This is a genomic window from Ferdinandcohnia salidurans, assembly GCF_042680725.1.
GTDB classification, from domain to species: Bacteria; Bacillota; Bacilli; order Bacillales; family Bacillaceae_L; genus Ferdinandcohnia; species Ferdinandcohnia salidurans.
The window spans coordinates 1-18557 of record NZ_JBHUEK010000021.1; the positions used below are offsets into that span (position 1 = coordinate 1).

Here is an 18557-nt window from a genome sequence, read left to right on the forward strand (position 1 = left end):
AATAGAAAAAAATAAAAGGCATTTGGGAATAAGAGGATTCCCAAATGCCTTTTGTCTACACTCTGAAGCCGATGATAACTCATCGGCTTTTCTTATTCTTATTCGTATTTAATTTTGTGGATTGCCTCTTGATCAAGACGTTTGATTACTTCTGCAATTAACTTAACAGCATTTTCATAATCATCACGGTGAAGAATTCCCGCATGTGAATGAATGTAACGAGTTGCAATTGTAATGGCTAATGATGGAACGCCTTCTAATGTAATGTGGATTGCTCCAGCATCTGTTCCACCACCTGCAATCGCATCAAATTGGTATGGGATACTTAGCTCATCAGCCACTCCAACAACAAAATCACGCAATCCTTTGTGAGAAACCATAGAAGCATCATATAAAATGATTTGTGGACCTTCTCCCATTTTACTCATTGCTTCTTTTTCGGAAATACCAGGAGTATCACCTGCAATACCTACATCAACAGCAATTGCAATATCAGGTTTGATCATCGTTGCAGCCGTTTTTGCTCCACGAAGACCCACTTCCTCTTGTACACAACCAACTCCATAAACAACGTTTGGATGTTCTTCATTCTTCAAATATTTTAAAACGTCAATTGCAATTGCACAACCGATTCGGTTATCCCAAGCTTTTGCAAGTAGCATTTTTTCATTATTCATAACTGTGAATTCAAAATATGGCACTACTTGATCACCAGGTTTCACACCAAATTCAAGTGCTTGCTCCCGACTTGATGCACCAATATCAATAAACATATCTTTAATTTCAACAGGCTTTTTACGTGCTTCAGCAGATAAGATATGTGGTGGTTTTGAGCCAATAACGCCCGTAATATCACCTTTACTCGTGACAACGGTTACACGTTGCGCAAGCATAACCTGTGACCACCAGCCTCCAACAGTTTGGAAACGTAAAAATCCTTTATCATCAATTTGTGTAACCATAAAACCTACTTCATCTAAATGTCCTGCAATCATCACTTTTGGACCTTCTGCATGACCCGCTTTTTTTGCGATTATGCTTCCAATCCCATCGTACGATATTTCATCAGAATATGGTGTTATGTATTTTTTCATGATTTCACGCGGCTCACGTTCATTACCAGGAATTCCTTTTGCATCAGTAAGATCTTTAAGCATTGTTAATGTTTCATCAAGCTTTGTCATTAATAAATCACCTAACTTTCCTAAGATTAATCGACCATTTCATTATACAGAAAATGGTGGTAATTGAGCAATCAGGGACTTTTTTATTTCGTCCCACTAGACCCAAATCCACCTTCACCTCTTTCAGATGTCGCTACTTCTTCAACCTGTTGTAAATTTACCCGTGCGACTTGAGCAATGACCATCTGCGCAATTCGCATTTGCTTTTCAACCACAAAGTCCTTCTTGCCATGATTAATTAGAATAACAGCAACTTCCCCACGGTACCCTTCATCAATTGTTCCTGGACTATTTAAGACAGTAACCGAATGTTTGAGTGCTAATCCACTTCTTGGTCTTACTTGTGCTTCGGTTCCCGGCGGAAGCTCTAATTTGATTCCCGTTTTGATTAATTCAGCCTCACCTGGTTTAATTACTTTTTCTTCTGCAGAAAATAAATCCAATCCTGCATCACCTGGGTTTGCTTGTAACGGGAGCTTTGCATCTTCGTTTAACAGCATTACTTTTACGTTATATGTCATTGTAAGTCCTCCTCAATAAAAAACAAACTAAAAAAATTATAGCAAATTTATCAAAACTTGAAACCTTTTATCCGTTTCAATCGTATATGTTGGCAGATTGAGAATGGAGGGAGTCCTCTTATGTTTGTCCTACTTATTCGTTTTGTACTATTACTTCTAATTATTTTCTTATTATATCGGATTTTTAAGTATGTCCTTAACCCAAAGAGGAAGCTCGAACTTGCTCAAGAAAAACGAGAATTCTACTGGCTTGACGATCTTGCAAATGTTCATAAAAACTTTTTATTAACATATAAGGGAGTTTTATTTGAAGGAGAAAAATATCTAGGAACTACGAAGAAATCGTTTGAAGTTGTCTCGATTTTTGTTTGGGCCAAAGACGACAATCTAAAGGGATTAACCTATACAGATTTTCAATACGTTGAACGTAGGATTAGTGAAGTATACCCACATGCTAAAATTGATTGGAAAAGTCCGATAAAAGAACTTATTAAAGAAAACAGTCGTGAGCGTTAACTCACGACTGTTTTTTTATTGATAGGATCTACCTGCTTTAGGTTTAAAAAATTCATGCCATTTGATTATAACTTGTTTTTCTCTAAGTAAATAGAACAATAGAGTTAGTGCAAGGAGAATAGCTAGAATAACTGTCGTGGAGAATTCACGGATAAATTGACCGAAAACCGTGTAAAGAAGAGCTACTGGGATATTTGTGTAAAAGGAGCCTTTGGCATATTCTCGGAAATTTCTAGTCACATCTTTGATGCACAATGATAAAAGATGAAAATTAATAAAAGGAATAAGACGTAAGATTGCAATTTGCCCAATCGTAAAATTCACTCGTTCGCCAAGCCATTTTTGCTTGAGATTATTAATTTTTTTAGCCAATTTAGGAACTTGACTATATAAAAAATAGAATAGAATACTAAGCAAAGTTAAGCCTAGAATGGAGTAGAGTGTTCCAAATACGGACCCAAATAATATCCCCCCGACAATACATATAACAGGTACTGGAATGAAAAAGAAGGGACGAATCAGATGCATCCCAATAAATATGATGGGCGCAAGCAGTCCAGTGGATTCAATAAAAACAAACAGAAGTGTCATTGTTTCATCCAAATACACAACTCACCTCTCTTTCGTTAGGCTACTTCGGTGCTATTTAAGCATATACAAACGTACAAGTTGTTATGACAGGTTAACTAAAATATATGCATAAAGGGCTATCGTAACGACTGTAAGAACAGGAAGCAGGATGACAAATTGCTTATGCTTTGTTTTATGGCGAAATTGTTTCATCCCTAAGGTTGCCCCAAGTGCACCGCCTACAATGGCAACAATCCAAATATGCTTTTCAGAAATGCGCCATTTGTTGTTTCTTGCCCTATTTTTATCATTATACATAAGTAAGAATCCATAGATATTTAGAATTACATAGATGAAAAGGATATAGCTCATTTTGATTCCTCCCATATTGATTAAAACAAAAAAGGTTACTCTCATTTTACAATGGGAGTAACCTTTTACCTAGACTTATTTGTAGTCTAGCTTCAGCGACTAGAAATTCGTGAAACTTCAACTCCTCCGGCAGAGGCAAAGTACGCCTCTTTGTCGAAGTCTTCGACGCACAGGATGTGCTAGTGCCGACGTTGCCACAGGACGTGGCGATTTTAGTCGGCCAGTTTCCTCATTTCTGATCAAGTCGCTTCCGCTTTATTATTTTAGGTTGTTTTTAGCTACAGTTGCTAATTCTGCGAATGCTTTTTCATCGCTAACAGCTAGGTCAGCAAGCATTTTGCGGTTTACTTCGATACCAGCTACTTTTAATCCGTGCATTAAACGGCTATAAGAAAGACCGTTCATACGAGCAGCTGCGTTGATACGAGTAATCCATAGCTTACGGAAGTCGCGTTTCTTTTGACGACGGTCACGGTAAGCATACATTAATGATTTCATTACTTGTTGGTTTGCAACTTTATATAAAGTGTGTTTTGAACCGAAATAACCTTTAGCTAATTTTAATACCTTTTTACGACGTTTGCGTGTAACAGTTCCGCCTTTTACTCTTGGCATTTTGTTTCCCTCCTAAGATCAATAACCGATTATTTAATGTTGTCTAACATGTGGCGAATACGTTTGAAATCGCCTTTGCTTACTAATGTAGCTTTACGAAGCTTACGCTTTTGCTTTTGAGATTTATTTCCGAATAAGTGGCTTGTGTATGCATGTGAACGTTTAAGTTTACCAGATCCTGTTTTCTTAAAACGCTTTGCAGTACCACGGTGTGTTTTCATTTTTGGCATAGGGAGTTCCTCCTCAATTCATTACTTTTCGATTTTAGGTGCTAGTACTAAAAACATGCTTCTTCCATCCATTTTTGGATGGGATTCAATAGTAGCTACTTCAGCACAAGCTTTAGAAAAACGATCTAAAACACGTTGACCGATTTCTTTATGTGTAATCGCACGACCTTTAAAGCGAATTGACGCTTTAACTTTGTCGCCCTTTTCAAGGAATTTAATTGCGTTACGAAGCTTTGTATTAAAATCATGCTCATCAATTGTCGGACTAAGTCTAACTTCCTTAATATTGATAACCTTTTGGTTTTTACGAGCTTCTTTGTCTTTCTTCTGTTGCTCAAAACGGAATTTACCGTAGTCCATAATACGACATACAGGTGGTTTCGCGTTAGGTGCAACCAATACAAGATCAAGATTTGCTCTTGCAGCAATTTCTAATGCTTCAGTTTTGGATTTAATTCCAAGTTGATCACCGTTTTGACCAATCAAACGAACTTCGCGGGCACGAATGCCTTCGTTTACCATCATGTCTTTGCTAATAATTAGCCACCTCCAAGGTTTTTTAAAGAATGCCTCGTTTGAAATCTTGCGCATTTTACAGATTTGAGACAAACAAAAAAGTGTGAATGTATACACACCCACACTATTACAATTCATTTACACATTAATGATTAATGAACGTAAGACCTACCAACTGCAATTTGCGTCAATCAGGTGAGAAGCGGGTGCTTCTACTTTCTCAAACAAGTATTCAATTACCTACAAAAGTATAACATCTATGATGATAACTGTCAAACGGTGCAACTAGAATAGTGCAACGAAATTCATTCTAGCATGCACCTTAATGTTTGACAAGCCTTTTTTATTTTTTTACTTCCTGTAGGATCGCTGAAAGGAATGTATCAAATGACAGAGTCTCTGATTTCTGCTCTCCGTATTTACGGACATTTACCGCATTTTCTCCCATTTCATTGTCTCCTACAACGAGCATAAATGGAATTTTTTGCATTTGCGCTTCACGGATTTTATAGCCAATCTTTTCATCACGGTCGTCAATTTCTACACGTAATCCTTCTGCCTGAAGTTTCTCTTGAACACTCTTCGCATAATCAAGATGTACATCAGGAGAAACTGGAATGACTTGAACTTGAACAGGTGCTAACCAAGTTGGAAATGCCCCTTTGTATTCTTCAATCAAGTAAGCAACAAAGCGTTCCATTGTTGATACAACACCACGGTGAATAACGACTGGACGGTGTTGTTTTCCATCTTCACCGATATAAGTTAAATCAAAACGTTCTGGTAATAAGAAGTCAAGCTGAACAGTTGAAAGAGTTTCGTCTTTTCCAAGTGCTGTACGGACCTGAACATCAAGTTTAGGACCATAGAATGCTGCTTCTCCTTCTGCCTCGAAGTAATCCAACCCAAGGTCATCCATCGCTGCCTTTAACATAGATTGAGCTTTTTCCCACATTGCATCATCATCGAAATATTTTTCAGTGTCTGCAGGATCGCGGTAAGAAAGTCGGAAACTAAAATCTTGAATATCAAAGTCTTTATAAACTTCTAAAATAAGATTAACAACACGTTTGAACTCTTCCTGAATTTGGTCAGGTCGAACAAAGATATGTGCATCATTAAGAGTCATTCCTCTAACACGTTGAAGGCCAGATAGTGCTCCACTCATTTCGTAGCGGTGCATTGTTCCTAATTCAGCAATACGAATTGGAAGTTTGCGATAGCTATGAATACCATTTTTATAAATCATCATGTGATGCGGACAGTTCATTGGCCGTAACACAAGCTCTTCATTATCCATTTCCATTACTGGGAACATGTCTTCTTGATAATGATCCCAGTGACCAGAAGTTTTATATAAATCAACATTTGCAAGTACTGGTGTATACACATGGTCATAACCTAATCTTACTTCTTTATCTACAATATAGCGTTCGATGACGCGGCGTATAGTCGCACCTTTTGGAAGCCATAATGGCAATCCTTGACCTACTTTTTGTGAATTTGTAAACAGGCTTAGTTCCTTACCTAATTTACGATGGTCACGTTCTTTAGCCTCTTCTAGTAAACGAAGGTATTCGTCAAGGTCTGCTTTTTTAAAGAATGCAGTTCCATAAATACGTTGTAGCATTTTATTGTCGCTATCTCCACGCCAGTACGCACCAGCAATGCTTAATAGCTTAAATTCTTTAATTTTTCCTGTGGAAGGAACATGGACACCACGGCAAAGGTCAAAAAATTCACCTTGTTCGTAAATTGATAAAGGTTCTCCCTCCGGAATATCTTGAATCAATTCAAGCTTAAGCTCATCACCGATTTCCTCATATCTTCTTAATGCCTCATCACGTGATACCTCAATACGATGGATTTCAAGATTCTCATTTATAATCTTTTTCATTTCTTTTTCGATTTCAGGTAGATCTTCAGGTGTTAATGGTTTTTCCATATCAATGTCATAGTAAAAGCCGTTTTCAATAACTGGCCCTACACCAAGCTTAACATCCTTATATAGGCGTTTAATTGCTTGTGCCATAAGGTGTGCTGTACTGTGTCGCATGATTTCTAATGCTGCATCAGTATCTTGGGTAATGATTGCTATTTCACCATCTTCATGGATTTCAGTTCGTAAATCAATCTCTTTTCCATTAAACTTACCAGCGATTGACTTTTTCTTTAGTCCTGGGCTGATTGATCCTGCAATATCTTCTGTTGTTGTTCCTTTAGGAAACTCCTTTACTGCTCCGTCTGGGAATGTAATTTTTACTACATCTGACATCAGTTTTCAACTCCTTTTTCTTGGTAAAAAATAAAATAAAAAATACCCGTCCCTAAAAAAAGGGACGAGTATATGTATCGTGGTTCCACCCTTGTTTCCACTCAAGAAATATCGAATGGCTCAAGAAATAAATAACGGTAATCCCGTCAGTAATTACAACTTTGATTAGCAAAGGTTCACTACTGAAGTTTAGAGGTGGTAAAAGTATCATTCGTGTTAGGAAGCTTCCAGCCTTGTCTTCCCTCTCTGAAAACCGTAATTATACGATCGTGTCCTCATCATAACTTTTAAATTATAGAGTACTCATGTCATGAGTATTTGTAATATGTAGGTATTATAGTCTTATTTAAAAGTTAAATCAAGGGCAGTTCGTCATTTTATATTTTTTTTTCTTTCAAACGTGTGTTTTCAAAGGATTTCTTCGTGTAAATTGTGACATTCTCCAAAAAAATATTATGAATGGTCTGAACCATCCCATTATCAATCTGGTCCGTATAAATAGAGATCGACTTCGGCGCAATTGACACTAAAGGTGCCAAAACAGCAGAGTCAATATACAAAGGCTGGTGTAGGATTAGTTTTCGGTCAATATATTTAAACAATTCATCACGCTTTATTTCAGTAAACTCATGATTATAAAAATAAAATTGCTCATCATGTAAAATATGTAATTGCTCAAGCTTCGGTTCCCGCTTTTCTCTAAATTCTCTCAGTCCTTGAATAAATGTTTGATACTCCTGCTCAAGCTTGTATTCATCAATTGCAGACTCGATGATTTGCAATAATGCCTCATTGTAAGACCGCATACGAAACTTTAAAAATGATTCAAACGAGAAAGAAATTGGAATTTCCATAAAATCATGAAGCGCTTCCACTATCAGTTGTTCTCTCGGCACGACATCTTGAACCCCTGGGATATCAGGGTTATTCCCATCCATCAATCCTTTGGCAATTTCTAAGATTTGTTTCTTCTCTTCGTAATCGGTAAAGTAAAATAAATTTTCGATATAATCGAGAATCCAATTGTCCTCTTTGTTATGAATGATAAACTCGGCCATTACTGGAATGACCACAACTTGTACTGCATATTGTACTTTTTCTGAAATGAAAACAGACACCACATTCTCCTCATCATTGACAACCTCTATGTAATCTATAGAAAGAGCTTTTGCCTTTGCAACTAAGCCCTTAAACATTTTTTGTGCATCTGTTGTTTCTTGGAAATGCATTTCAATCAAGCTAGTCCCCCCATTTCACCAATACCATTACCCTGTTACATGTATATGGAGAATGGGACAACTTTAGAATAGAAAAAAATTGGCTATCTCTATTTCGAGATAGCCAATTCGGTTAGTAACGTCTGTTCTTCCCTTTAAGTTCAACTGGTTTTGCTAGATATTTGATTCGTTCCATGATTCGAGCAGCTTTAACCTTTTCCTCTTCACCACGTTGGGTATACGATAAATGGTGTTCCAGTCCTTTAAAATCGAAATTAGATGTGAAGAGGGTTGGTAAATTTTCAAGCATACGGTATTGCAGAATACTACCAAGTATATCGTCACGCATCCAGCTGGACATCGATTCAGCGCCAATGTCATCTAGCATTAAAACCGGTACTTTTTTAACAGCATCAATTTTTGAATTGATTGATTGGTCCTGTAAGGAACCCTTCAACTCCCTCATGAATTCAGGTACATACACAAGCATCGATGAGACCTTTTTCTGAGCTAGTCCATTTGCAAGGGCACCTAAAAAGTAAGTTTTCCCAATTCCAAACGAACCGTATAAATATAATCCCTGCATCCGTTTGCCAGGCTCATACTGATTGAGAAATTCCTGAATTAAAAGAATTGCATCTGAACGTCCTTCATCAAATTCAAGGGATTCGAGGGATGCATCAAGAATATCTTTTGGCACATACATACTCTTGATTAAAGATTTATATTTTAACTGTTCATCATGCATTACCTTTTTCGGACATCTTTCATAGCTTAAATCAATTGCGTTACCTTTAAGTTCAAGATGAGGATGAAAGCCCTGTAGCATATTTTTACACGTATTAAGGCTTTCACATTTATTACATTCCTTGCTCTGATTAATATATTCGTACAGCTTTACAAGACTCCTATTAATCGTATCATTCGTAATTTGATCCTGATGTGCGTTAATAAACTCTCTTACCTCAGAATGGTTTAATACCTCATGTTTGATTTGTTCATATCGCTGCTGAAAGCCAGCATGATTAGATAGTTTTTTTAAAGAATCCTGAATCGGTTTCATATCCTCACCCCCATCTTATTGGTTATTCCTTTTTAATCGTTCTTCAAATAAACGTTTCTTCTCTTCAAAGGAAGGACTGGAAGGACTAGAAGCTTTTTCCTTTGCTTTTTCCTTTTTTGGAGTTTCTTCTTTTGTACCTTCATCTTCTTGCTTTAACCAGTCAGGTAATAACTCTTTACGTATCGGTTGTCGTTTATATTTATTTGTCTTTTTATCTGCGGTCCAATTATGCTTTTTGGCTGTCTCCATTGCATCCTTTACTGTCTTTATATCTAGTCTTGCCCAGTTACTGGCAATGGTTTCAATATAAGACTTTGTTAATCTCATATCCGATTTTAACATGACATAATATAACAGTACATTCACAACACCTGGAAGTAAGTTTTGACGGAACATCACATCTTCTATAATTTTCAATTCAGAAACAGAAGGCTGTGATCCTCCAGATACATCGATTAGAAACTCTTTTGGGGAGATTCTTTCCAGTTTCTGAATTAATTCTTCTTCCTTTGTCTGTGGAACTTTGTTCACCATTGTTTGATTTGGTAATGGTTGTACCCTCTCTGTTAGATTAGGTAATTCATTACCTGTTTCAAATTGATACCAATCTCTTGAAGCCTTTCGTAACTTTTCGATATCTATTTTTTCGTTTGGATCTAGAGCGCTCATAACAATACCCTGCATCTCAACCGGATCAATTCCGTAAAGGAAGGAAAGCTTAGTGATTGCTTCTTTTACTCTAGGTGTAATTGCTTTTCTTGGGATCATTACATCTGAAAGACCAGCAAAAAACAAATCGAAATTAAAGCTGTCGTTCTCTATTACAAGCTTTTTCTCTTGACTTCGATCCATGTATTCTGTATTTTCATCACGTTCAAGATTGCTTTTCATTTCATCACTAATCGTGGAAATCATTTTCGAGACTTGAGCAGATGCAAATACTTCATTAAATGCTTTCGTAACCGGTTTATAAGAATCTAAATCAGGTGCATGGTCGGAAAAGAACTGCTTGAGTTTAAAAAATTTACCTTTTCCTAATCTGTTATACAAATAAACATTAAGAACACCATCCGTAAAAAAAGCTCTAGGTGAGAGTGGTGCCTGCAACTCATAGATAAAACTTCTAGAATGCTCATCAGATTTTACAAATGTTTTTAATAAGCCGATTCCTTCAAGCTTTAATCGTTCTTGATAAATATCCTGTAGATTCGTTTGTAGCAGTGCCATTAACGTATAATGGGTACTTTCTTCACCCCATAGTCGGTTTTGCTCCAACTCACTCCACAAAGTCATATATAGACTGAAGGCTTTCATTCCAATAAGAGGTTGGTAAAGCAATGATACAATTTTCCGGTCATAATCATGCAAAAGGTCTGCTGCATGCACAATATAACGATCGACTGGTACTAGTTCTTTCCAATGCTCCATTTCATCAAAGCCTTCCATTTCTAGTAGTTAAAAAAAGAGCTTAACACGTATCTTAAGCCCTTTACCGTTCTCTTTTTATTAATTCCTTTAATTCGTCGATAAAAACATTTATATCTTTAAATTGGCGGTAAACTGATGCAAAGCGCACATATGCAACTTCATCTACTTTTGCCAAATGGTTCATTACATACTCACCAATAATATCACTTTTGACCTCTGCAATCCCTTGACTTCGTAGTTCCTTTTCAACGTCATGGGTGATATCCTCTAATTGCTTCAAAGAAACTGGACGTTTTTCACAAGCTTTAATTAGCCCGCGCAGCATCTTTTCCCTGCTGAACTCCTCGCGAGTACCTTCTTTTTTAACCACAATCAAAGGAATTTCTTCCACTTTTTCAAATGTGGTAAACCGATATTGGCATTTTTCACATTCTCGTCTTCTACGGATTGAACGACTATCATCAACTGGGCGTGAATCCAAGACTCTCGTTCCATTATGTTGACAAGTAGGGCATCTCATTCGTAACAACTCCCTTCTTAGGAGATCTCTATAGGATGTTCAAAAATTCGGTCAAAAATGACACATCGAATTTCTGCGTTGGCTTGCTTCTGCGTTCCTCACGTATTAACTGCATACGCTCCGGTACTCAAAGCTGCACCGCCTTGAAATTCTTGGTCCTTTTCACCCTCTTTTTTGAACACACACTCTATGTATTCATATTATAAGAAAGATTTTCTTTGGACAAGGGTTTCTCATCATAAAATCCGACTTAAGATTCTTTTTTACCGATGAGAGGAAGTTCTTTATCTAAGCGCTGATATAAATTCATAATGACTTTTTTACTGTAGCCAAAGTCAATTGGTAATAAAAGTGTTTCTGTTGTAACCGCGAAGTCAATCGCTGTTTCAAACGGTCTTACAGAGACGATAGTGGCAACAACAAAGGCTTTTCTTCCTTTTTTTATTGAAATGCTCATTTCGCCGCGTTCTTCTGATATAGAGTTAATATGGTATCCATCTAAATTATTTATGACTTTCGTTACAGCATCGATTGCCTTTTTATTTGTTGTTTTATAATAATGACTTCTTAACTGCTCGTCCGAATGTTTGTCTCTCGTTTCACTGTGATTCGAAAAAAACGTTTGCAATCCCATTAGTTCCACTCCCTATTTTTATCTATTCTATATTAAAATTATTGTTCTAAATGTAAAAAAAGAGGTGTAATTTATACACCTCTTTCTATTTTAGTTGATTCTTATTTATTTTTAAAGTACTTTTACTTGTGCTGGCTTTACTTGTACTGGTCCCATACCACGTGGAAGCTCAATGTTCTCTCGTGTTTGTGCACCAAGTGCCTCAGCAATATAGTCTGCAGCAATATTCGGATCTAAATCTCCACATGTGTAAACATCAATACTTGCGTATCCATGTTCAGGAAAACTGTGAATCGTTAAATGTGATTCAGAGATGATAACAACACCACTAACTCCCTGTGGAGCAAATTTGTGAAAAGCTACCTCACGAATTTCTGCACCTGACTTTAATGCTGCTTGAACAAAAGTTTCTTCAATACCTTGCATATCGTTTAATTTTTCGAAATCGCAACCCCATAATTCAGAGATTACATGACGTCCCATAGTTTCCATTGTTTAATTGTTCCCCCTCTTACCATAATTTCGATGAGTTCTTCGCGTAAAGCATGAGCATAACTACCACGGGGGAAAGTTAGTCCAGAGAGGTCCTAACCCTTTAAGTAGCTACAAAAGCATAAGCTTTTAAGAAGTTCACGAAAACTAGTATACTAAGTTTATATACATTTAGCAATACGTTTTATTAAACTAAATAATAAAACCTTCCCGCAATTGGGAAGGTTTCTGAATTAGCCTACTTTTGCTTCAGTTTTTTGGATGATTTTTTCGCCAACATATTTGACTAAATCTACTACTCTACAAGAATATCCCCATTCATTATCGTACCAAGCTAATACTTTTACCTTACGATCTCCTATGACCATTGTTGATAACCCATCGACTATAGACGAATGTGGATTGGTATTAAAGTCAATGGAAACTAATGGTTCAATTGTAAAATCTAAAATCCCTTTTAAAGCCCCAACAGATGCTGTTATAAAAGCTTCATTAATTTCTTCAATCGTTACATCTCGTTCAACATCTACAACTAAATCAACTAAAGAAACATTAGGTGTTGGAACACGTAGTGCCATTCCATGTAATTTTCCTTTTAGCTCTGGCAGTACAAGTGATAATGCTTTGGCAGCTCCAGTCGATGTAGGAATAATGGATTGTGCGCAGGCTCTTGCTCTTCTTAAATCTTTATGTGGATTATCGATATTTTTTTGGTCATTTGTATAAGCATGGACCGTTGTCATTAAACCGTTCACAATTCCAAACTGCTCATTTAAAACTTTCGCTACTGGTGCTAAGCAATTTGTTGTACAAGAAGCGTTTGAAATGATGGCATGATTTTCATGGTCATATTTGTCTTCATTTACACCCATTACAATGGTAATATCCTCATCCTTACCAGGTGCAGTTAAGATGACTTTTTTGGCACCAGCCTGTAAATGTAGGCTTGCTTTTTCCTTTGAATTAAATTTTCCTGTTGCCTCAATCACAATATCTATATTCAATCTTTTCCAAGGAAGCTCTAAAGGATCACGGGAGCTAAGAAGCTGAATACGCTTACCATTCACCAATAATGAGTCGTCCTGTGGGATGATTTCCGCATCGAACTTACCATGGTTTGTATCATATTTTATTAGATGTGCTAGTGTGTCCGCAGGGTAGCTTGCATTGATAGCGATTATTTCTAATGATTCATCCATAATTGCTTTTCTAAATACCATTCTTCCAATACGGCCAAATCCATTGATTGCGATTCTTGGCTTCATCAAAACCCCTCCACGATATATGTTATACTTTTTATTGTTAATTTCTACGATTAGTATAACACATTAGAATAGATATGTAACACTTTAATTCACTTTTTTATAAAAATGGTCATTTATACGTCTTTTTGGTTATTTTACAATCATTATTTGACCTACTTAACATATAAAAAAGGTATCTCGTATTAGAGATACCTTTGCTTTATCTTATCGTTTTATACCCCACTGTGTACAAATTTCGAATAGCTGATCCTTTGTGGCCTCAATTGTACCATTGTTTTCTATCACAGCATCTGCAAGTTGAATTTTATCCTTGAGCGGCATTTGTGATTGGATCCTAGCTTCTGCTTCCCCCTTGCTGAGATTATTACGATTCATTAGGCGTGCTAATTGTATCTCATAATCAACATAAACAAGTAGGGTGCGATCAACTAATGCAGTTAACTTGCTTTCAAATAACAACGGAATATCCAATATCACGGTTTCTTCTCCATTGTTAAGGTGTTCTTCTTTTTCTTTCAGCATTTGTTTTCGAACAGCAGGATGAACAATTGAGTTTAGTAACAATCGTTTCTCTTCATTGAAAAAGACGACCGATCCTAATTTTTGCCTGTCAATCGTCTCGTCAGGTAATAGAATGTCCTTGCCAAAAGATTGAACAATTTGTTCATATGCTTCTTCTCCAGGCTCAACCACTTTACGTGCAATAACGTCTGCATCTACGACAACAATTCCTGCTTCTTTGAACATCTGTGATACTGTACTTTTTCCACTTGCAATTCCACCTGTTAATCCGATTGTTAATGCCACGTATCCAATCTCCCTATTGCGTTTTATTTTAGAATTTCCATATACCAATTAAAATCAGTAAGATTCCAGGTAAAAATGAAAATTTTTGAACCCAGCTTTTCATTGAAAAAACAGCACCGCTTTTTATACCCGTATAAACAAAAAGCGAGCTCATCACGGCAACCAATAAAGCCATAACCAATGGAGAAAAGCCTAATAAAGCTGCACCGATTCCGGCCCCGAAAGCATCTAAAGAAAGGGCAAGCCCTAACAAAAATGCTTCAAATCCGGTAATCGTTCCTGATTTATCAAGGTCGGCAACCATTGGCTTCTTCAAAATATTGATAACAAGTCCAAGTGATTTTATTTCAACTTTCACTAATAGTTTTTCTTCATTTTGTTCAGATGCTTGGGAGGTTGGTCGAAAAAACTGAAACAATACCCAGACACCAATTAACATGAGTACAATACCACCCAGTCGATCAGCGATTGCAGGCGATAGCAATAACGCAATAGTCTTTCCTAATCCCATGGCGGCTGCCATCGTTACTGCTGAACAACATGCGATTGTAATGATTGATTTAAAAGGTATTTTCATTTTCCTCATACCATATGTGAATCCAACACTAAAACTATCCAAGCTTACTGCAAATGCTAATAAAACAAGTGATGCCAATTGGGACATCTCACAGAGTCTCCTTCCTATCGATTGCTAAGATAGTATATGGAGGGAGCCCATTACATGTGAAATGTCCCGTGGTAGTCAAAAGTCGAAAGAAAACGATCCATCGAATTTCAATGAAGGCTTCTATACATTATTTTGTTTTCATTTTGTTCTTCTGGCATTTTGGACAGAAATGGGTGCCTCTGCCGCCAACAACTGTTTTTTCAATTTCTGTTCCACATGTTTGACATGCTTTACCGTTTTGACCATATACAAAGAGTTGCAATTGGAACATCCCAATTTCACCTTGCGTATTAACGTAAGAGCGTATTGTACTTCCACCTTTTTCGACAGCTTCATTCAGTGTTTGAATAATCTCATGGTGGAGTATTTTCAATTCCTTTTTGGTTAGGGAATTGGCTGCACGTTCTGGGTAAATGCCCGCTCTAAACAGTGCCTCATCAACATATATATTCCCAAGCCCTACGACCTTTGTTTGATCAAGCAGCGCGACCTTAATTTTACGGTTGGTCTTAGATAGCTTTTCTTCTAAATATTTTAATGAAAATTCTTTTGAAAATGGCTCTGGTCCTAATTGAGATAAAGGTAGGCTATTCTCTTCTTCGCCTTTTTTAAATAAATGCATCGTTCCAAATTTCCGAACGTCTCGATAGCGCAGCTCGGTTCCATCAGTAAATGTGAACAATACATGTGTGTGTTTGTCATAAAGTTCTTCTTTATCGTAAAGGCCGTACCTGCCTTCCATACGTAAATGAGAAACCATAACATAATCATCTAAAATAAACTTTAAAAATTTACCTCTTCTGTCCACATCATGGATTGTCTGTCCACGAAGTGCATCACAAAACTGCTCTGGCTCTTCCGGTTTTTTTATGATTTTTGACCATAAAACCGTTACCTTTTCTATTGTTTTGCCATTTACAAGCTGGTTTAACGTGCGCCGAACGGTCTCGACCTCTGGTAACTCTGGCATATGATCACATCCTTTTTCGACTTACTTGGCATCATACCAAGTCTTACCGTATTCATAGTCAACCTTTAAAGGTACTTTCAAGGAAATGGCATTTTCCATTACATCAGGCACGATCTTCTTTAAGATTTCAATTTCTTCTTCTGGCGCTTCGAAGATCAATTCATCATGTACCTGTAATAGTAACTTCGCTTGAAGCTTTTCTGCTTTTAATCTGTCCGCCATATCAATCATTGCTTTCTTGATGATATCAGCTGCACTTCCTTGAATTGGAGTATTCATTGCTGTTCTTTCAGCAAAGCTACGAACATTAAAGTTACGAGCAGTAATTTCAGGAATGTATCTTCTTCTATGAAGAAGCGTAGATACATATCCTTTCTGTCTTACGTCCTCAACAATTTCTTCCATATATTCCTTAACACCTGGAAAACTTGCAAAATAACGTTCAATAAAGTGGCCTGCTTCCTTCCGGGTAATTCCAAGATTCTGAGACAATCCGAAATCACTAATTCCGTACACAATCCCAAAGTTTACAGCCTTTGCCTGACGACGCATATTGGAGGTTACTTCCTCTTCAGTTACATGGAACACATCCATGGCAGTCTTTGTATGAATGTCCAGATCATTCGTAAAGGCACTAATCAGATTTTCATCATTGGCAATATGGGCTAACACCCTTAGTTCAATCTGGGAATAGTCCGCCGCAAATATAAACCAATCCTTTTGTGAAGGGACGAAAGCTTGTCTAATCTTTCTTCCTTCTTCCAAGCGAATTGGAATGTTTTGCAGGTTCGGGTCTGTCGAACTTAGTCTTCCAGTTTGCGTCAAAGCTTGCTGGAATCGAGTATGAACTTTACAAGTATCTTCATGCACAACCTTTAATAAGCCTTCAATATAGGTTGATTGAAGCTTACCAATTTGACGATAGTGCAAGATATATTCAATAATTTCATGTTCTTTAGCCAGTTTCTCAAGGATATCAGCCGAAGTGGAATACCCTGTTTTTGTTTTCTTGTACACAGTTAGTTGAAGCTTTTCAAAAAGAATGACACCTAGCTGCTTAGGTGAATTAATATTAAACTCCTCTCCAGCCAGTTCATAAATTTTTTGTTCAAGCTCCTGAAGGTGTTCCTTTAACTCTTCTCCCATTCCTTTTAAACGTTCTACATCGACCTTTACCCCTATCGATTCCATGTCTGCAAGGATTAGGGATAACGGCATTTCCAAATCAGTAAAAAGCTCATACTGTTCATTTTCTTGAAGTTCATGCAAGAACAAATCTTTTAATTTTGCTAAGCTAACTGCTTTTCTCACTAAGTGTTCGGAAAGAATTTCTTCGTTAGGAATGCTTTGTTTGGCTCCTTTTCCGTACACTGCTTCATCAGAATGTACATCTGTTATTCCCTTTAATTTTGCCACTGCGGCAACATCTTCAGTCGAGTCAGACGGATTTAAAATATATGATGCAATTAAACAATCAAAGTCAATTCCTTGTAGATTGATACCCTTCCATCTCAAAGCCACAATCGATTTCTTTGCATCAAAAACGATTTTCTTTTTCTCTTTGTCGTTTGCCCACTGTTGAAAAGCCTTCGATTCGAGAGCTAACTTTGTTGGTATATAATAATTTCCATTCTCGTTTGAAATTGAAAACCCTTGGATGTCTGCCTTATGATAACTTTCATCAAGCACCTCCACAATTAAAGACGATTCAGTTGTTAAGACATCTTCAGTAATATCATTCACGATTTTATAGGAAATCTTTTCTAAAGGCTTGTCCTCATTCGAGTCGCTACCTTCAACCTTATCGAGTAAGGAATTAAATCCGAGCTCTTTGAATAGTTTTGTGACTTTATCACCATCATAGCCGTTATATTCCAGCTCAGAAATTCCAATTTCAATTGGGGCTTCACGATGGATAGTCGCAAGCTGCTTACTCATGATCGCTTGGTCTTTATTTTCCTCAAGTTTTTCTTTTAGCTTTTTCCCACTCACCTTATCGATTGAGTCTAATAGTTCTTCTAATGTATTGAACTCCTGCAATAATTTCAGTGCTGTTTTTTCCCCGACACCAGGGACACCTGGAATGTTATCAGAGTTATCTCCCATTAGCCCTTTCATGTCAATTATTCGTTCAGGTGTAATCCCATACTTCTCTTTAATAAACTCAGGAGTGTAAGAATCTACATCTGTGATCCCTTTTTTCGTTATATCTACTGTTATCTGTTCTGAGGCTAGCTGTGTTAAGTCTTTATCACCTGTGATAACTTTAACCTCAAAGCCTTCTTTTTCAGCTTGAAGAGATAAAGTTCCGATGATGTCATCGGCTTCATAGTTTTCTAACTCATATCTGGCAATCTTGTATGCATCAAGCAATTCGCGTAAAAATGGAAACTGCTCCGAAAGCTCAGGTGGTGTTTTTTGTCTGCCGCCTTTATATTCACTAAAAGTACTATGTCTAAAAGTTGTTTTGCCTGCATCAAAGGCTACTAATATATGTGTCGGTTTTTCCTGTTCAAGAATTCGGTTTAAAATCATGGTAAAGCCATAAATGGCATTGGTATGTACACCTTTATCATTATTAAGAAGTGGTAGGGCAAAAAATGCACGGTATGCGATACTATTTCCATCCACTAAGACAATCTTTTTATCCAAGAAAAATCCTTCCCTTCTATTACGGCATTCGGACCTTCCATGC

Annotated in this window: 20 protein-coding genes and 2 other annotated features; of the genes, 1 reads left to right on the plus strand and 19 read right to left on the minus strand. The window is 37.0% G+C overall.

Translation table 11 applies throughout. The features are described 5' to 3' along the window. Window positions 1–98: 98 nt before the first annotated feature. Together ACFSFW_RS13505 and dut are read right to left on the minus strand one after the other, a co-directional pair. A complete protein-coding gene (locus ACFSFW_RS13505) occupies window positions 99–1184 on the minus strand; it encodes a M42 family metallopeptidase (RefSeq protein WP_388039049.1) in 1086 nt (361 codons plus the stop codon). A gap of 83 nt (window positions 1185–1267) precedes the next feature. Next, window positions 1268–1705: a dUTP diphosphatase gene (dut, locus tag ACFSFW_RS13510; RefSeq protein WP_388039051.1), complete on the minus strand. Its 438-nt coding sequence runs from the start codon at window positions 1703–1705 to the stop codon at window positions 1268–1270. A 120-nt stretch (window positions 1706–1825) separates the two neighbouring features. Between dut and ACFSFW_RS13515 the strand changes: the two genes are divergently transcribed. After that, a complete protein-coding gene (locus tag ACFSFW_RS13515) occupies window positions 1826–2221 on the plus strand; it encodes a sigma-w pathway protein ysdB (RefSeq protein ID WP_388039053.1) in 396 nt (131 codons plus the stop codon). Between the two features lie 15 nt (window positions 2222–2236). On the opposite strand, the gene ACFSFW_RS13520 is transcribed toward ACFSFW_RS13515, so the two are convergent. From ACFSFW_RS13520 to polA, 17 genes are all read right to left on the minus strand, one after another. Continuing rightward, window positions 2237–2824 (minus strand): TVP38/TMEM64 family protein, encoded by a 588-nt coding sequence (locus ACFSFW_RS13520; RefSeq protein WP_388039054.1) that lies wholly within the window; start codon window positions 2822–2824, stop codon window positions 2237–2239. A gap of 69 nt (window positions 2825–2893) precedes the next feature. After that, window positions 2894–3163: a DUF1294 domain-containing protein gene (locus tag ACFSFW_RS13525; protein WP_388039056.1), complete on the minus strand. Its 270-nt coding sequence runs from the start codon at window positions 3161–3163 to the stop codon at window positions 2894–2896. Between the two features lie 258 nt (window positions 3164–3421). Beyond that, on the minus strand, window positions 3422–3778 hold the full coding sequence (gene rplT / locus ACFSFW_RS13530) for a 50S ribosomal protein L20 (RefSeq protein ID WP_010678372.1): 357 nt from the start codon (window positions 3776–3778) through the stop codon (window positions 3422–3424). A 29-nt stretch (window positions 3779–3807) separates the two neighbouring features. Then, entirely contained in the window at window positions 3808–4008 is a 201-nt protein-coding gene (rpmI, locus tag ACFSFW_RS13535; protein WP_057999468.1) for a 50S ribosomal protein L35, read from the minus strand. A gap of 21 nt (window positions 4009–4029) precedes the next feature. After that, the gene (gene infC / locus ACFSFW_RS13540) at window positions 4030–4548 is read right to left on the minus strand and encodes a translation initiation factor IF-3 (RefSeq protein WP_142354013.1); all 519 of its coding nucleotides are present in this window, start codon (window positions 4546–4548) and stop codon (window positions 4030–4032) included. Between the two features lie 65 nt (window positions 4549–4613). After that, window positions 4614–4748 (minus strand) — a sequence feature (ribosomal protein L20 leader region). A gap of 119 nt (window positions 4749–4867) precedes the next feature. Then, window positions 4868–6799, minus strand: coding sequence for a threonine--tRNA ligase (thrS, locus tag ACFSFW_RS13545; RefSeq protein ID WP_388039058.1), 1932 nt, complete (start codon window positions 6797–6799; stop codon window positions 4868–4870). Window positions 6800–6856: 57 nt separating this feature from the next. Then, window positions 6857–7090 (minus strand) — a binding site (T-box leader). A gap of 86 nt (window positions 7091–7176) precedes the next feature. Next, window positions 7177–8028, minus strand: a complete 852-nt coding sequence (gene ytxC, locus ACFSFW_RS13550) for a putative sporulation protein YtxC (protein WP_388039127.1) — start codon at window positions 8026–8028, stop codon at window positions 7177–7179. Window positions 8029–8149: 121 nt separating this feature from the next. After that, the gene (gene dnaI, locus ACFSFW_RS13555) at window positions 8150–9079 is read right to left on the minus strand and encodes a primosomal protein DnaI (protein WP_388039060.1); all 930 of its coding nucleotides are present in this window, start codon (window positions 9077–9079) and stop codon (window positions 8150–8152) included. A gap of 15 nt (window positions 9080–9094) precedes the next feature. Then, a complete protein-coding gene (locus ACFSFW_RS13560; protein WP_388039062.1) occupies window positions 9095–10507 on the minus strand; it encodes a replication initiation and membrane attachment family protein in 1413 nt (470 codons plus the stop codon). A gap of 61 nt (window positions 10508–10568) precedes the next feature. Then, complete coding sequence (nrdR, locus tag ACFSFW_RS13565; protein WP_099352030.1) at window positions 10569–11027, minus strand: transcriptional regulator NrdR; 459 nt, start codon at window positions 11025–11027, stop codon at window positions 10569–10571. Between the two features lie 250 nt (window positions 11028–11277). Continuing rightward, the gene (locus ACFSFW_RS13570) at window positions 11278–11661 is read right to left on the minus strand and encodes a cytosolic protein (protein ID WP_099352029.1); all 384 of its coding nucleotides are present in this window, start codon (window positions 11659–11661) and stop codon (window positions 11278–11280) included. Between the two features lie 111 nt (window positions 11662–11772). Further along, window positions 11773–12153, minus strand: a complete 381-nt coding sequence (speD, locus tag ACFSFW_RS13575; RefSeq protein ID WP_010678381.1) for an adenosylmethionine decarboxylase — start codon at window positions 12151–12153, stop codon at window positions 11773–11775. Window positions 12154–12386: 233 nt separating this feature from the next. Then, window positions 12387–13418, minus strand: a complete 1032-nt coding sequence (locus ACFSFW_RS13580) for a glyceraldehyde-3-phosphate dehydrogenase (RefSeq protein WP_388039064.1) — start codon at window positions 13416–13418, stop codon at window positions 12387–12389. A 204-nt stretch (window positions 13419–13622) separates the two neighbouring features. Further along, entirely contained in the window at window positions 13623–14225 is a 603-nt protein-coding gene (gene coaE / locus ACFSFW_RS13585) for a dephospho-CoA kinase (protein WP_388039066.1), read from the minus strand. Window positions 14226–14253: 28 nt separating this feature from the next. Beyond that, complete coding sequence (gene ytaF, locus ACFSFW_RS13590) at window positions 14254–14889, minus strand: sporulation membrane protein YtaF (protein WP_388039068.1); 636 nt, start codon at window positions 14887–14889, stop codon at window positions 14254–14256. 130 nt (window positions 14890–15019) lie between these two features. Then, on the minus strand, window positions 15020–15862 hold the full coding sequence (mutM, locus tag ACFSFW_RS13595) for a DNA-formamidopyrimidine glycosylase (RefSeq protein WP_388039070.1): 843 nt from the start codon (window positions 15860–15862) through the stop codon (window positions 15020–15022). A 21-nt stretch (window positions 15863–15883) separates the two neighbouring features. Continuing rightward, a complete protein-coding gene (polA, locus tag ACFSFW_RS13600; RefSeq protein ID WP_388039072.1) occupies window positions 15884–18514 on the minus strand; it encodes a DNA polymerase I in 2631 nt (876 codons plus the stop codon). Window positions 18515–18557: the final 43 nt, after the last annotated feature.